The organism is Rhizobium sp. 3T7 (assembly GCF_020166565.1).
Lineage (GTDB): Bacteria > Pseudomonadota > Alphaproteobacteria > Rhizobiales > Rhizobiaceae > Rhizobium.
Genome location: NZ_JAIQXS010000003.1, coordinates 228,235 through 242,881, shown reverse-complemented (window position 1 = coordinate 242,881; position 14,647 = coordinate 228,235). Strand labels below are relative to the sequence as shown.

Annotated in this window: 16 protein-coding genes; 9 read left to right on the top strand and 7 right to left on the bottom strand. The window is 60.9% G+C overall.

What is annotated here, in order from left to right:
• Positions 1–95: 95 nt before the first annotated feature.
• On the top strand, positions 96–332 hold the full coding sequence (locus K9B32_RS06390; RefSeq protein WP_224561043.1) for a hypothetical protein: 237 nt from the start codon (positions 96–98) through the stop codon (positions 330–332).
• Positions 333–334: 2 nt separating this feature from the next.
• On the opposite strand, the gene K9B32_RS06385 is transcribed toward K9B32_RS06390, so the two are convergent.
• Complete coding sequence (locus K9B32_RS06385) at positions 335–2,176, bottom strand: hypothetical protein (protein ID WP_224561042.1); 1,842 nt, start codon at positions 2,174–2,176, stop codon at positions 335–337.
• A gap of 155 nt (positions 2,177–2,331) precedes the next feature.
• On the opposite strand from K9B32_RS06385, the gene K9B32_RS06380 reads away from it, so the two are divergent.
• From K9B32_RS06380 to K9B32_RS06365, 4 genes are read left to right on the top strand one after another with little or no spacing between them, the layout of a single operon-like run.
• Positions 2,332–3,330, top strand: coding sequence for a glycosyltransferase (locus K9B32_RS06380; RefSeq protein WP_318013314.1), 999 nt, complete (start codon positions 2,332–2,334; stop codon positions 3,328–3,330).
• Between the two features lie 28 nt (positions 3,331–3,358).
• Positions 3,359–4,063 carry a class I SAM-dependent methyltransferase gene (locus K9B32_RS06375; protein WP_224561041.1) on the top strand — a complete coding sequence of 235 codons (705 nt, stop codon included), beginning with the start codon at positions 3,359–3,361 and terminating at the stop codon, positions 4,061–4,063.
• An 11-nt stretch (positions 4,064–4,074) separates the two neighbouring features.
• Positions 4,075–4,437, top strand: a complete 363-nt coding sequence (locus K9B32_RS06370; RefSeq protein ID WP_007790878.1) for a transporter — start codon at positions 4,075–4,077, stop codon at positions 4,435–4,437.
• Entirely contained in the window at positions 4,430–4,816 is a 387-nt protein-coding gene (locus K9B32_RS06365) for a GtrA family protein (RefSeq protein WP_224561040.1), read from the top strand. Before K9B32_RS06370 ends, K9B32_RS06365 begins: the two co-directional genes overlap by 8 nt.
• A gap of 3 nt (positions 4,817–4,819) precedes the next feature.
• Here the strand turns inward: K9B32_RS06365 and K9B32_RS06360 are convergent, their stop codons facing one another.
• Positions 4,820–5,806, bottom strand: a complete 987-nt coding sequence (locus K9B32_RS06360) for a Gfo/Idh/MocA family protein (protein ID WP_224561039.1) — start codon at positions 5,804–5,806, stop codon at positions 4,820–4,822.
• 179 nt (positions 5,807–5,985) lie between these two features.
• Between K9B32_RS06360 and K9B32_RS06355 the strand changes: the two genes are divergently transcribed.
• Positions 5,986–6,933, top strand: a complete 948-nt coding sequence (locus K9B32_RS06355; protein WP_224561038.1) for an aldo/keto reductase — start codon at positions 5,986–5,988, stop codon at positions 6,931–6,933.
• Between the two features lie 12 nt (positions 6,934–6,945).
• Complete coding sequence (locus K9B32_RS06350) at positions 6,946–7,389, top strand: GNAT family N-acetyltransferase (protein ID WP_224561037.1); 444 nt, start codon at positions 6,946–6,948, stop codon at positions 7,387–7,389.
• On the opposite strand, the gene K9B32_RS06345 is transcribed toward K9B32_RS06350, so the two are convergent.
• The gene (locus tag K9B32_RS06345) at positions 7,379–7,996 is read right to left on the bottom strand and encodes a hypothetical protein (RefSeq protein WP_224561036.1); all 618 of its coding nucleotides are present in this window, start codon (positions 7,994–7,996) and stop codon (positions 7,379–7,381) included. The two genes, K9B32_RS06350 and K9B32_RS06345, sit on opposite strands and share 11 nt — an antisense overlap.
• 67 nt (positions 7,997–8,063) lie before the next feature.
• Positions 8,064–8,954, bottom strand: a complete 891-nt coding sequence (locus tag K9B32_RS06340; protein WP_224561035.1) for a LysR family transcriptional regulator — start codon at positions 8,952–8,954, stop codon at positions 8,064–8,066.
• Between the two features lie 129 nt (positions 8,955–9,083).
• On the opposite strand from K9B32_RS06340, the gene K9B32_RS06335 reads away from it, so the two are divergent.
• Both K9B32_RS06335 and K9B32_RS06330 read left to right on the top strand, forming a co-directional pair.
• The gene (locus K9B32_RS06335; protein WP_224561034.1) at positions 9,084–10,079 is read left to right on the top strand and encodes an aldo/keto reductase; all 996 of its coding nucleotides are present in this window, start codon (positions 9,084–9,086) and stop codon (positions 10,077–10,079) included.
• A 94-nt stretch (positions 10,080–10,173) separates the two neighbouring features.
• Positions 10,174–10,533: a nuclear transport factor 2 family protein gene (locus tag K9B32_RS06330; protein WP_007790898.1), complete on the top strand. Its 360-nt coding sequence runs from the start codon at positions 10,174–10,176 to the stop codon at positions 10,531–10,533.
• A 52-nt stretch (positions 10,534–10,585) separates the two neighbouring features.
• Here K9B32_RS06330 and pheT read toward each other — a convergent pair whose 3' ends face one another.
• The 3 genes from pheT to pheS are packed head-to-tail and all read right to left on the bottom strand — an operon-like array spanning position 10,586 to position 14,628.
• On the bottom strand, positions 10,586–13,009 hold the full coding sequence (gene pheT / locus K9B32_RS06325; protein WP_224561033.1) for a phenylalanine--tRNA ligase subunit beta: 2,424 nt from the start codon (positions 13,007–13,009) through the stop codon (positions 10,586–10,588).
• A gap of 37 nt (positions 13,010–13,046) precedes the next feature.
• Entirely contained in the window at positions 13,047–13,541 is a 495-nt protein-coding gene (locus tag K9B32_RS06320; RefSeq protein ID WP_224561032.1) for a DUF4160 domain-containing protein, read from the bottom strand.
• Positions 13,542–13,545: 4 nt separating this feature from the next.
• Positions 13,546–14,628, bottom strand: a complete 1,083-nt coding sequence (pheS, locus tag K9B32_RS06315) for a phenylalanine--tRNA ligase subunit alpha (RefSeq protein WP_224561031.1) — start codon at positions 14,626–14,628, stop codon at positions 13,546–13,548.
• Positions 14,629–14,647: the final 19 nt, after the last annotated feature.

Here is a 14,647-nt window from a genome sequence, read left to right as displayed (position 1 = left end):
CCGATTGGAAACACTGCGGAAAGCGGTAACAAACTGCTCGATTAATTGTTTGACAAGACAAAGCCGGCTATACTGGAGCGAAGCAGGAGACGCTGATGATCGCCCTGACGGCCACAATACTGGGTTTCGTTACCGCACCAATGCGCTCGATCTTTTCGATGGTGTTGGTCGGCTTCCTTGTGTGCGCCGTCTACGCCTGCGCAGCCTGGGTCTCAACCACCTCGATCGTTGACCTTGCCGTCGCCATTGTCTGCTACGACAGCGGCCTTCTGATCTGCCTTCTCGGCCTCTACGCTCTCGATCGCATGCGGGATCGCCGGCGCTTCGTCTGAACCTACGAGCCGGCAGGCACGTAGCGAAAGAACCGAATAGACGTGCCATCACGCGTCGGCATGGGCTTCAGATAAGCCGGAACGACGCCTTTCGCCAGTTGTGCGTAGAGGCCATCCGGCTTCATTTCCGCAAGCTCCCTGGTCTGCGGATTATCGGCGCAAAAGGCCAGAACCGTGGCGCCTGCACCTTTCAGGAATGCCTCGGCTTCCCGTGGCTCTGCCAAGCCGATATGCAGTTCCGTGAGCATGCCACCCTGGTTTCGATGGTACGGCGCTGCCAATATCCGATTCTCGGTAAAGCGGAGAATCGAGACGCCCACGTCGGACGGCGCGACTACCAGGCCGATCGGCACTTCGGTCAATGGCGCCAGAGACGACTTCGATGAGCAGGACGGCTTTGCGGCCGCAGCCTGCAGGATGCTTTCGCCATTTCCCACCTGCATGCCGATAAGCCCGCCTGCCAGCCCCCAAACCGCCGCCACGCTCATGAGAACCGTGGAAAGGTAGCAGAAGGCGGCCGCGACATCGTCGCTGTCGCTGGCCGATATCCGGCGCATGTCGATGATCAACAATGTCAGCGGCAGGATTGCGAGCAGATTGGAAAACATCGTGCCGCGCACCTGAAAGGCGGCGATTGCCCAACTCACGCCGAGGAGAAGAAGCAAGACCAGATGCACCCGCACACGATCCCCGTAAACGAGGCGGAACACACAGACGGCTAGTGCGAAGACCCCCGTCGAGTAGTAGAAGCCCAACGTAAAAGGATCCTGCCTATTGAGCGCAAGCATCGATTGCGCCTCCTGCACGCGGTCCAGCCAGAGCTTGACAAGAAGCGGATCGAGATCAGCCAGCGGATTGCGGAGGCATTGTGGAGCTATCGTGATGGCAGAGGTGAGGACGACCGCGCCGATCCCGCCCAAAGCGACAAAGCGCAGCAACCGGATTCCTCTACTTGCGAAAGTGGCGGCAATGAGCAACAGGCCGCCGCCGATCGTCGCAAGGCTGTAGTAGCTGAGCGACAGGTTATCGCAGGTGACCGCCGAATAGAGACGCGGCGGAACGGTACCGAAGAAAAACAGGCTGATGGACAGAGCCAAGGTGAGCCCGAAAGCCTTGGCGGCGCGCGCAAACGGCTCGCCTTCCCACGCCCACGAAACGGCGACAACCACGCATACCGCCGCGACGAACGGCGTCGTTTCGGCTCCGATCGCGATAGCTGTCGCGGCCGCCAATCCGGCGATGGTATAACTGAGCGGTCGATGGTCTTCGTCGAGCAGCATCGCGGTCATGATCGCGACAAGTGCGAACTGGACATTGTGGTGATCGATGGCGCCCGGCAGGAAGCGGTTGCTCGAGACCAGCAGAAATGCCGTCAGTCCCAACGCAATGTGCATTCCAAACGTGCCGCCGATACGGCGCCCGGCAAGTCCCACGGCCCACAGACTGGGAATGGTCAGGGAAAGCGGCCAGACGGTAAGTGCAAACGCTTCCGCGCGCTCCTGCGGGAGAAAGAAACCGAAAAGCCTGATCAGCGTAGCGATTGGAAGATCGATCAGCCGGGACCAGTGCATCAAGGTGCCCGCGCCCAGTCCCATGCGATATTGCATCAGGTCGAACCAGCCCTGCCCGTTCAGGAAATCGCGTACTTCGACAAGCCGCATGCCGTCATCGTTATCGGCGCCGACATAGTCGGTTGCGCCAGGCAGCTTCAGAGCGAGGATTGCAGCAATCAGCAGTGCGCTGTAAAGAAGAACGGACGGCAGTAGCCCGCACATCAGGGCACGCAGCTTAGCGATCAACGACGCCGACGCGCAATCATCGATCGTCTGGGCAACATTCGTCATGAAGCGGATCTCACCGTTTGAGTGCCGAGATCCTACCCCTCGCCTATCAAGAAACCGTAAAAGTCCTGCTGACAGACGGTTTTCACGGACTTCATAGCTACTTGTTAACGGCCGCCCTTTATTCTTGTGCGGATATCTTCGCCACGGGTGTGATCATGAGTGGATCGCGTATCGACAATCTGAATATTGCCGTGCTCTTACCCTGCTACAACGAGGCCGCGACCATCGGCGCCGTTGTCGGGGGGTTCAAGGCCGCGCTGCCCGGTGCGCCAATCCACGTCTACGACAATAACTCGACGGATGGCACTGCGCTCCACGCAATGCTTGCCGGCGCTAACGTTGTGCGCGAACGGCGGCAGGGCAAGGGCCATGTTGTCCGGCGCATGTTCGCCGACATCGACGCCGACATCTATATCATGGCGGATGGCGACGGAACGTACTCGCCTGACGATTCCGAGGAACTGATCCGCACCCTGCTGACCGAGCGCGCCGACATGGTGGTGGGCACGCGGCGCGGCGTGCATGCCGACGCCGGCAGACAGGGGCATGCCTTCGGCAACAAGATCTTCAACATGCTGTACCGAACCATCTTCGGGACCGATTTTACCGACATCTTCTCGGGCTACCGCGTCTTCTCTCGGCGCTTCGTCAAGAGTTTCCCGGCCGTCTCGGCAGGCTTCGAGATCGAGACGGAAATGTCCGTTCATGCGTCGCGCCTGAAACTGCCCGTCAGCGAGCTGGAACTCGATTACGGCCGCCGGCCGGAAGGCTCTCACTCTAAGCTTTCGACCTTCAAGGATGGTGCCAAGATCCTCTGGATGTTCGCGATGCTGATGAAAGAGACACGACCCTTCGCCTTCTTTGGCATCATCAGCGGTTTCTTCATGCTGGCAAGCATGGCTTTCATGGCACCCGTCCTGATGGAATATTTCGAAACCGGCCTGGTCAATCGGATGCCGACCTGGGTCTTGTCCATGGCGCTGATGATGATCTCGTTCATGGTCTTCACCGCAGGTCTCATTCTCGATTCCGTCGCGCGCTCGCGCTCCGAGCAGCTGCGCATTTCCTATTTGAACGTCGCGGCCAGAAGTAGCGGATCGACGACGGTCGAGCGTACGACTGCCCCACCCAAAAAGACGGCTCGCATCGCATGATTGCTCAGCGTGACACGGTACAATTTTCATGAACAGAGAAACCACGAACCGAATTCGCTTCGTTCTCGAAGACGTTCTGCCGCCATTTCTGCGGGACTCCGGCGTCTTTCGCTGGGCGGCGAAGCGCGTCTGGGGTGACCATATCAGTCAGCTAGCGAAGTTCCGCGAACGGGCACCATTCCTTTCCGCGGAGGAGTATGCCGAGCTCTACCGCAATCATCCGCGTGTCCATGAAGGTACCGACAACTCCGCAGCATGCATCGCCCGGATTGTCGGATCGATCGAAGGCGCAAGCGTATGCGACGTCGGCTGCGGCACCGGCGCCTTGCTCTCCCGCATCCAGTCGGCCCATCCAAACCTTGCCCGCCTCGTCGGCGTGGATTTCGTGATTGACGACGCCTCGTCGCTACCCGGCATCGAATATGTGGCCGCCAAGGTGGAGAGATTGCCCTTCGCCGATGGCGAATTCGACACCGTGATCTGCACGCACGTCATCGAACATATTCTCGACTATCGGCAAGCCATCGCGGAACTGCGCCGCATCGCCAAGCGACAACTCATCATCGTCGTGCCGCGGGAGCGCGAATATCGCTACACGTTCAATCCGCATTTCAACTTCTTCCCGTATACGTACTCGTTTCTGCGAGCCGTTCACCCGGTCCCCCCGACATTCGTCTGCGAAGATATCGGCCGTGACATCTTCTACATGGAAGACAGGCAAGCTGCGAATTGAAAGACGGCCTCATGCTCTCCAACCTTTCAATCAGCAACTGGGTCGGCCTCATCGGCACGCCGCTGCTCATCGCCTCCGGCCAGGTCCTGTTCAAAATGACGAGTGCGACCGCCGGCGAACTTAGCGTACGCAATCTGCTCGCGCTGTTTCTCAACCCTGTCCTGATTGCCGCGCTTCTGCTTTACGGTCTGGGCACTATCATCTGGATCTATGTCCTCAAGGCGGTGCCATTGACCATGGCCTACTCCTTCATGGGATTGACGTTCTGCTTCGTGCCCTTGCTGGCGCAGGTTTTTCTCGGCGAAGCCCTGACGCTGCGCTACGCGATAGGTGCAGTTTTTATCATAGCGGGTATGCTGGCGATCAATGGCTGAGCGCGAGCGCAGTGCGTTGTTTTGGCGCTTCCTTGCACTGTCGATCGTCGGCGTGGCAGCGGATCTCCTACTCTATCTCTTGCTGCATACCGCACTGAGCCCCTTCATCGCACGCGCTCTCAGCCTGCTTGCCGCACTCATTGCAATGCGCACTCTGTTGCCTTGGAGCAAAGTGACCACTGGCGGCAGATTGGCCGTCAGCGACGCCGGTGTCGCAGCCATCCTGACGATCGCCGTCCTCTTGAACTACGGTCTGTTCGCCTCGCTGATCGCGATTTCGCCATCGCTGCAGCCGCTGGCGGCGATGACATTTGCCTCGGTCACCTCGCTAGGTTTCGGCTGCTTCGGCTACCTGCGATTTGTGCTCCGCGGCGAGTAAACGTCAGACCGTTTCCCAGCCATCCTTCTCACTGGCGCGGTAGATCGCATCGATGAATTTCTGGCTGAGCTTCGAGCTCTCCAGCGTCACGACCTCTTCCTTCTCGCCCTTGGCTGCACGCGCAAACGCTTCGGCTTCGCGCTTGTACTGCCGGCTATCCGGGAAGCGGAAAATCGTCGATTCATTGTGGCTGCGGTTGGTGAGCTCGATCTCCTCGGCGCCCCAGCGGTCGGCGTTGAACGGCGACTTGACCTCGATAAAGCCATCGGTGCCGTGGAACACCATGACCTGGCGGTTGGCAAGCTGGGTGGCGATATAGAAGCTCAGCTCGAAGTCACCGAAGTCGGCCTTGACACTGGAATAGATGTCGGTGCCGAACTCCGGGTCGCGGCGGGTGACAGCCTGGACGCGCAGCGGCTCCTTACCGGTTGAAAAGCGCGTGCTGATCGTCGGGTAGACGCCAATATCGGGAAGCGCGCCGCCGCCGAGCTCGGGAATATTGCGCATGTTGCCCGGGTCGCGGTTGAAATAGGTGAAGGCACCCTGGACGTGCTGGAGCGTGCCGATTGCGCCATCGGCGATCAAAGAGCGCACCTTCCGCCAGACCGGCGTATAGGTGACCATGTAGGCTTCCGTGATGAGCACCTTGTTGCGATCGCGGGCGGCGATCAGGCTGTCGATCTCATCGGCCCTGAGCGCGATCGGCTTTTCGCAGAGCACATGCTTGCCGGCATCGGCGGCCTTGATCGTCCACTCGACGTGCTGCGAGGTCGGCAGCGGGATATAGACGGCGTCGATCTTGTCGGAGGCCAGCATTTCCTCGTATGAGCCGAAGGCGTGGAGAACGGAAAAGCGATCCGCCATCTCGCGCGCTCTGGCCAGATCGCGGCTGGCAATCGCCGTCACGACGCAGTTTTCCGCGTCCTGGATGGCCGGGACGACGAGTTCGCGGCCGATCTTCGCGGTCGAAAGAATACCAAAACGCAGCATAGCCTGGGTCCTCCTGGTTCGATTTTCGGGCACCTTAGTGAGGCGACGACCGCGGCGCAATGGCGCGATCACAATTCGCGGAGTTGGTTTCCATCTGGCCGTGGCCGCGCTAGGTTAATCCCCGGCGGCGTTCTGCCGCGTCAGCGATTTCAATCAATTCAGCACTTTAGGAGAGCGCCATGGATATGCGCCGTCTTGGGAAAACTGGCATTTCGATCGCCCCGATCGCCTTCGGCGGCAACGTCTTCGGCTGGACCGCCGACGAGAAGACTTCCTTCGGCATTCTCGACGCGTTCTTCGCTGCGGGGTTCAACACGATCGACACGGCCGACGTCTATTCGGCCTGGGTGCCGGGCAACAAGGGCGGCGATTCCGAAGAGATCATCGGCAAGTGGCTGAAGCGCGGCAAGGTGTCCCGCGACAAGGCGGTCATCATCACCAAGGTTGGCTCCGACATGGGCCAGGGTAAGACGCTGAAGGAGAGCTACATTCTGAAGGCGGTCGAGGATTCATTGCGCCGCCTGCAGACCGACTATATCGACCTATACCTCTCGCACTGGCCGGATGAGAACACGCCCTACGAGGAAACGCTCGGCGCGTTCGCGAAGCTGAAGCAGCAGGGCAAGATCCGCGCGATCGGCTGCTCTAACCTGGACGCTGCGCAACTCCAGGCCTCCTTCGATGCGGCCGAGAGGGCCGGCGTGCCGCGCTATGACGTTATCCAGCCGGAATACAATCTCTATGAACGCGCGAGCTTCGAGGGGCCGCTGGCCGATCTCTGCACCAGGCAAGACATCGGCGTCATCACCTATTTCAGCCTTGCCGCCGGCTTTCTTTCGGGAAAATATCGCACGAAGGCCGACACGGAAGGCCGCGCCCGCGAAGGCCGGGTTGCGCAATATCTCGACGACAAGGGGTTGCGCATCCTCGCCGCCCTCGACAAGGTGGCTGCGGAAACGGGCGCCAAGCCGGCAGAGATCGCGCTGGCCTGGCTGCTCAGAAAGAAGGGCGTGACGGCGCCAATCGCCAGCGCCACCAGCCTGTCGCAGCTTGAGAGCCTGACCAAGTCAGCGACGCTTTCGCTCTCCGACGAGGCGATGGCGCTGCTCGACAAGGCCGGCGCCTGACGGGAGGGAACGATGACCGTGACGATCCGCGATGCGAGACCCGAGGACGAAGCGCGCTGGCGCGAGCTTTGGGCCGACTATCTCGCCTTCTACGAAGTCACGGTCGACCCTGATATCACCGATGCAACGTGGCGCCGTGTCTCCGATCCGGCGTCGGCGATCTTCATGCGTGTCGCCGAGGTGGACGGCAAGGTCATAGGCTTCACGCTCAGCCTGACGCATGAAGGCACCTGGATCCGCGGCAAGGACTGCTATCTCGAAGACCTCTTCGTCGATCCGGCCGCACGCGGAAAGGGTGTCGGCCGGGCCTTGATGGACGACCTCGTTTCGCTCTGCAGGAAGAACGGCTGGTCGCGGCTCTACTGGCACACCAGCGAGCAGAACAAGACGGCGCGGGCGCTCTACGACAGCTACGTCGAGAGCGACGGCCACATTCGCTACCGCATCAATTTCTGAGCGGCGGGAAGTCCTCGTAGAAGCCGGCGTGGCTGCCCTCCCAGTTTTCCATGCCTGGCTTCGTCAGGATGCCGCGTGGTCTCACATAGCTCTGGATCACGCGCCGCGGCCGCTCATGCCACTGGATGTTGAAAGCCCAGAGCTTGGGGAAGAAGCAGAGCGAGGCATAGGGCAGATAATCGTGGATCCACCAGGCAAGCCTCTGCCAGTCCTCCTCGTTGCTGTAGTTGTCGATCATCCACGGGACGACGACGCAGGCGGTCGCCCCCATGCAGCCGTCAAAATCGCGAAGGTCCCAGATGTGATCGGCTGCCGTCGCGGCATTTGACGAGCATTTGAGATTGTTGCGGTTGCCGAACCGGTTGACCTCAGGCGAGCGATAGCCGGAGCGGATGTGCAGCCTGCCGAAGGTCGCCTGCAGCGGTTCCAGCAGTTCCTCGCAGAGCCGCTTCCCCGCTTCAATCGCCAGATCGGGATTATCAGGGACGTTCGGGATGCGGTAGAAATCGGCAATTTCGGAATGCAGGAAATCCCGGAGGAAGAAATTCTTCGAGAGACGCGCGCGTCCGAGTTCCTCCAAGCCCTTCATCGAACCCGGCTTTTTCATACACCGTCTCCTGCTTCCATGCGACCCTCCCCAATCGACGCGCTGCGGACCACCCGTCTTCGCACGCCTATGGGCTATATCTGAAGAAGTCGATGAAGGCGCGCAGGGCCGGCCTCATCTGGCGGCGGCTGGGATAGTAGATGAACGGCCCGGGATAGGGTGAACACCAGTCCTCGAGCACACGCACGAGCTTGCCGCTTGCCAGTTCATCCTCGACGCGCAGATCAAAGAGGTAGGCGAGCCCGGCGCCGTTCAGCGCCGCCATCAGCGCCAGCCTGTCCTCGGCGACGATCAATGGCCCATCAACTGCGACGACGAGTTCCTGCCCGTCCTTCTCGAACTCCCAGCGGTAGATCGTACCGTTGGTGAAGCGCCGCTTGATGCAGCGATGGTGGACGAGATCGGAAGGATGCAGAGGTTTGGGGTGCCGCCCGAAATATTCGGGAGAACCCGCAATCACCGTCGTCAGGCTGGGCGAGGCCCGCACTGCGATCATATCCGCCTCGAGGCTCTCCTCCAACCGAATGCCGGCGTCGAAACCTTCCCTGACAATATCGGTGAAGCCATCCTCATTGGCAATTTCGAGGGTGATGTCGGGATAGCGGTTCAGGAACTCGCCGAGCCGCGGCGCAAGCAGGATATCCGAGGCAAAGCGTGGGGCGGTGATGCGTAGATTGCCGGCCGGTCTTCCGCCGGCCTCGGTGACGGCTGCCAGCGCGATCCCGATCTCGTCCAGCGCCGGCCTCAGGCGCTGCAACAAAAGGCGGCCCTCTTCGGTCGGCGCCACGCTACGCGTTGTCCGCGCCAGAAGTCGAACGCCAAGGCTCTGCTCCAAGCTGGAGATCGCATGACTGACGGCAGAGGGCGCAATCTCCAACTCCTTGGCAGCCGCACGAAAACTCTGCCGTTCGGAAACGGCGGCAAGAACGGCGAGTTGGGCAAGCTGTGTCCGGTTCATTGATCTAATCATTAGAACAGGCTGTTATGTATTGCACGTATTTTCTGATGATTGATCGGGCGCTACGTTAGGTCGGGTACCGCCGGCATCGACCGCGATTTGAACTTCGCGCGACAAAGGAGCCTCCGCATGAAAACCCGCAAGCTCGGAAACGATCTGATCGTCTCTGCCGTCGGCCTCGGCTGCATGGGCATGAGCTCCGCCTATGGCGCCAGCGATGAAAAGGAAGCGATCAAGACGCTGCACCGCGCCGTCGAACTCGGCGTCACCTTCTTCGACACCGCCGAAATGTACGGCCCCTACACCAATGAACAGCTTCTCGGCCGGGCGCTGAAGCCGGTGCGCGAGCGCGTCGTGATTGCCACCAAGTTCGGCTTCAAGCTCGATCCCGAAAAGTCAGGGCCGGCCGCAGCGACGGGTGTCGACAGCCGCCCGGAAAATGTGAAGCGGGTCGCCGAAGCCTCGCTGACGCGCCTTGGTGTCGAGACGATCGACCTCTTCTACCAGCATCGTGTCGATCCTGATGTGCCGATAGAGGAGACCGTCGGCGCCATGGCCGAGCTGGTGCGGGAAGGCAAGGTTCGCGCACTCGGGCTCTCCGAGGCCGGCAGCGCCACGATCCGCCGCGCCCATGCCGTCCACCCGATTGCGGCGCTGCAGAGCGAATATTCGCTTTGGTCCCGCGATCCCGAAGATGGCGTTCTCGATACCTGCCGCGCATTGGGCATCGGCTTTGTACCCTTCAGCCCGCTCGGACGCGGCTTTCTGACTGGGGCGATCCAGACGCTGGAAGACCTCGACGCAGATGATTACCGGCGCCAGCTGCCGCGCTTCCAGTCCGGCAATTTCGACGCGAACGCCGCGCTCGTGGCCAAGCTTGAAGCGCTCGCGAAGGAAAAGGGCGTCACCACCGCGCAGCTGGCCCTCGCCTGGGTCCTGCACCAGGGCGACGACATCGTGCCGATCCCTGGCGCGCGCAAGACCAACCATCTGGAGCAGAATGCCGCTGCGGCCGATATCGTGCTGAGCAAGACGGAGTTGACCGAACTGACCGAGACCATTCGGCTCGATCAGATCGCCGGCAAGCGCTACTCGGATGCATCGCTGGCGATGACCAACCTCTAAAGGTTGAAGCTTCGAATGCATACCGCATCCTTCGGCGACCTTGCCGCAAGCCGTCCCTGCACTATGCTATGGACATGTTCTGGCGAGGTGAGACATGTCGGACCAGCAAGCAATCGAAGCAGTCGTTCATCTCTATGTCGAAGGCATGACCTTCGCGAACGAAGCTGCATTGCGGAAGGCCTTTCATCCGCGATGCGACATTATCGGGCACTACGAAAACGCCGTGGAGTGGCTGAACCGGGAAGAATTCATCGCTGCGATCGTCGCCGAGGGCTCGGCGCCGCCCACAACACAGCCCCATATGGACATCCAGATGCTTGACGTCGTCGGCGATGCGGCGTGCGTGAAGGTCAGTGACGATTTCGCTGGCATGCGCTTCACCGACTATCTGTCGATGCTGAAGATCGAGGGCCGCTGGATGATCGTCAACAAACTCTATTATCTCCACACATAGAAAGGCCGGCGAGACTATCGCCGGCCTTTGATCTAAAAAAAACGCGATATCCTCAGGCCCTGAGGACGCCGCCGGTGAACTTCGTCACGCTGGCGACGATCTTCTCAGTCAGTGCCTCGAAATCCTCGTCGGTCAGGGTGCGCTCGACCGGCTGGATCTGCACCTCGATTGCCACCGACTTCTTGCCTTCGCCGAGCGATGCACCTTCAAAGATGTCGAAGACGTTGACACCAGTTACGAGTTTGCGGTCGACGCCCGATGCGGCCTTGATGATCGCGCCCGCTTCCACCGACTTGTCGACGACAAAGGCGAAGTCGCGCTTGACGGCCTGGAACGGCGAAAGCTCCAGTGCCGGCTTGGTGCGGGTCGCCTTCTTCTTCGGCTCGGCCATCGCATCGATATAGACTTCGAAGCCGCACAGCGCGCCGGACACATCCAGTGCTTCCAGCGTTAAAGGATGGAACTCGCCGAAATAGCCGAGAACGATTTTCGGCCCCATCTTGATCGTGCCGGAGCGGCCCGGGTGATACCATTCCGGTCCGCCCTGCTCGATCTGGATATTGCCCATCGGCAGACCGCAGGCTTCGATCACGGCGAGCGCATCGGCCTTGGCATCGAAGACATCGACCGGCTTGCCGCCGCCCTTGGCGTTGTTCGACCACATGCGGCCAGCGCCGGCCAACGATGCGGTTCCGCGGCGGATGCCGCCGGCGACGCGGCGCTGGCCTTCCGGCCGGTCGTTCTCATAGGTTCCGGAGACTTCGAAAATGGCGACGTCGCCATAGCCCTTGTCGGCATTGCGCTGGGCGGCGCTGAGCAGGCCCGGCAGCAGGGACGGGCGCATGTCGGACATGTCTGATGCAATCGGATTGGCAAGCTTGAGCGCCGGCGAACCGCCGCCGAAGAGCTTCGCCTGATCTTCCGAAATGAAAGACCAGTTGACCGCTTCCAGCATGCCGCGCGAGGCCAGTGCGCGCTTGGCGATGCGGGTGCGGATCTGCAGCGTCGTCAGGATCTTGCCGTTGACGGCCGCATGGCTTTCCAGCGGCGCCGGCTTGATGTTGTCGACGCCATGGATGCGCATGACTTCCTCGACGAGATCGGCCTTGCCGTCGACATCGGGACGCCAGGAGGGAACGGCGACCGAAACCCGCTCGCCGGAGCCGAAGACTTTGAAGCCGAGGCGCGTCAGGATCTCGGTGCTTTCCGTGGTGGAGACCTCAAGACCCGTCAGGCGCTTGACCTCCGAATAGGGGAAATCGACAATCTTCGGTTCATGGCCCTTGTAGCCGACGACGTCGGCCTTGGCCGCGATGCCGCCGCAGAGGTCGAGGACCAGTTCGGTGGTCCGCTCGAGGCCCGGCACCATGTATTCCGGATCGACACCACGCTCGAACCGGTAGCGGGCATCGGTGATGATACCGAGGCCGCGACCGGACTTCGCGATGTTCATGGGATCCCAGAGAGCGCTCTCGATGAGCACGTCGGTTGTGTTCTCGTCGCAGCCGGAATGCTCGCCGCCCATGATGCCGCCGATCGACTCGATGCCATCAGCGTCAGCGATCACGACATTGTTGGGGCCAAGCTTGTATTCGCGCTGATCGAGCGCAAGCACCGTCTCGCCGTCCCTGGCGCGACGCACGGTCAGGTTGCCCTTGACCTTGGCAGCGTCGAAGACGTGCATCGGGCGACCCTGGTCGAAGGTCATGTAGTTGGTGATATCGACCAGCGCGTTGATCGGGCGAAGGCCGATCGCGAGCAGACGCTGCTGCATCCACTTCGGGCTCGGGCCGTTCTTAACGCCGCGCACGAGGCGCAGCGCAAAGCCGGGGCAAAGCTTCTCGTCATCGAGATCAAGCGTCACCTTGACGGTCGTTTCACCTTCGACGGCAAAGGACGGGGCGGCCCGCGTCTTCAGCCTGCCGAGGCCGGAGGCGGCCAGATCGCGGGCGATGCCGTAGATCGACGTGCAATCCGGACGGTTCGGCGTCAGGTTGATCTCGATCATGGGATCGTCGAGATGAGCGTAGGCGGCGTAGCTCTGGCCGACCGGCGCATCTTCGGGAAGGTCGATGATGCCGTCGTGATTGTCGGAGATCATCAGCTCCTTCTCGGAGCACATCATGCCGTGGCTTTCGACGCCGCGGATGTTGCCGACGGCAAGTATTACGTCAATGCCGGGAACATAGGTACCGGGCGCCGCAAAGGCGCCGATCAGGCCGGCGCGCGCATTCGGAGCACCGCAGACGACCTGGACCGGCGCGCCTTTGCCCGTGTCGACCGACAGGACCTTCAGGCGATCGGCCTGCGGGTGCTTTTCGGCCGAGAGGACTTTGGCGATGACGAAGGGCTTGAACGCCGCCTTGTCGTCGACATTCTCGACCTCGAGCCCGATCTCGGTCAGCCGCGTGCAGATTTCATCGAGGGTGGCGTCGGTCTCAAGATGATCCCTGAGCCAGGAAAGCGTGAATTTCATTGTCTTGTTCTCGTCTCAAAAATCATCAATCGGTCGGTCAGGCAGCCCTTTCCGGGGCCTTGGCGCCAGGGGCCTTTATGCCCAAGAACATGCTTTTAACCGAAATACCCTCGTCGATGGCGGTCCACCAAATCCCTTCGTACATCAACTCGATGTCGTTAAGTTCGCCATCGTCGAGTTCCGACAGGAAGGGATACCACCAAAGAGGCTTTGCAATGACATGCCCGTCCGCGAGCGCGACACAGACCTCACCACCGGCGCACCAAGCCCGAACTGGTTGCATTTCGTCGGTTTCAAAAGCCAAAGAAGTGTCGTCCCAAGCGCCTATCCATTCGTCACGATGCTCGGAGGCCACGTTGAGCAGCCTTCCAATCTCCTGATCACTATAGCCTTTGTTCTGCGCGACTTCCAAACTCTTCAGCCAGACCTTCAGGGACTTTCCATCCTTGACGATATGGACATGCGGTGGTTCGCCGACATCCAAAGCGTAGAACCTGAACTTGTACCCATGCCGGATCAGCAAGGTCGGCATTGGCTTACGCGCTCAATCCGCCGAACAGGGTCGGCATGTCGAGCGGGCGGAAGCCGTAATGGGTCATCCAGCGGACATCGGCGTTGAAGAAGTCGCGCAGGTCGGGCATGCCGTATTTCAGCATGGCGATGCGGTCGAGCCCCATGCCCCAGGCAAAGCCCTGATATTCATCCGGATCGAGGCCACCGGCGCGCAGCACGTTCGGATGCACCATGCCGCAGCCGAGGATTTCCATCCAGTCGGTGCCTTCGCCGAACTTGACGATCGGGCCTGAGCGGTCGCACTGGATGTCGACCTCGAAGGACGGTTCAGTGAAGGGGAAGAAGGACGGGCGGAAGCGCATCGTCACGCTATCGACCTCGAAGAAGGACTTGCAGAACTCTTCGAGCACCCAGCGGATGTTGGCGACGTTCGCCTTCCTGTCGACGACCAAGCCTTCGACCTGATGGAACATCGGCGAGTGCGTGGCATCCGAATCCTGGCGGTAGGTCTTGCCCGGGATGATGATGCGGATCGGCGGCTTCTGCGCTTCCATGGTGCGCACCTGCACCGGCGAGGTGTGGGTGCGCAGCACCTTGCGCTCACCGTTCTCATCCGGATTGAAGAAGAAGGTGTCGTGCATTTCGCGGGCCGGGTGACCTTCCGGGAAATTCAGCGCCGTGAAATTGTAGTAGTCGGTCTCGACATCGGGGCCCTCGGCGATCGAGAAGCCCATGTCACCGAAGATCGCGGTGATCTCGTCGATGATCTGGCTGATCGGATGGATGCGGCCACGCTCGGCCGGAGAAGAGCGGACCGGCAGGCTGACGTCGACCGTCTCTGCCTTCAGGCGCGCATCGATCGCGGACTTCTTAAGCTCCGCCTTGCGTTGCGTGATCGCGTCCGTGACGGCGTTCTTCAGCGCGTTGATGGCGGCGCCACGCGTCTGGCGCTCTTCCGGCGTCATCGCGCCCAGCGTCTTCAGGAGCTCGGAGACCGAACCCTTCTTGCCGAGTGCGCCGACACGCACGGCTTCGAGCGCCGGCTCGTCGGCAGCGGCTGCCACATCAGACAGAAGTTGCTTTTCCAGGGTTTCGAGTTCGGTCATCTTTTCCTGCCTCACAGGG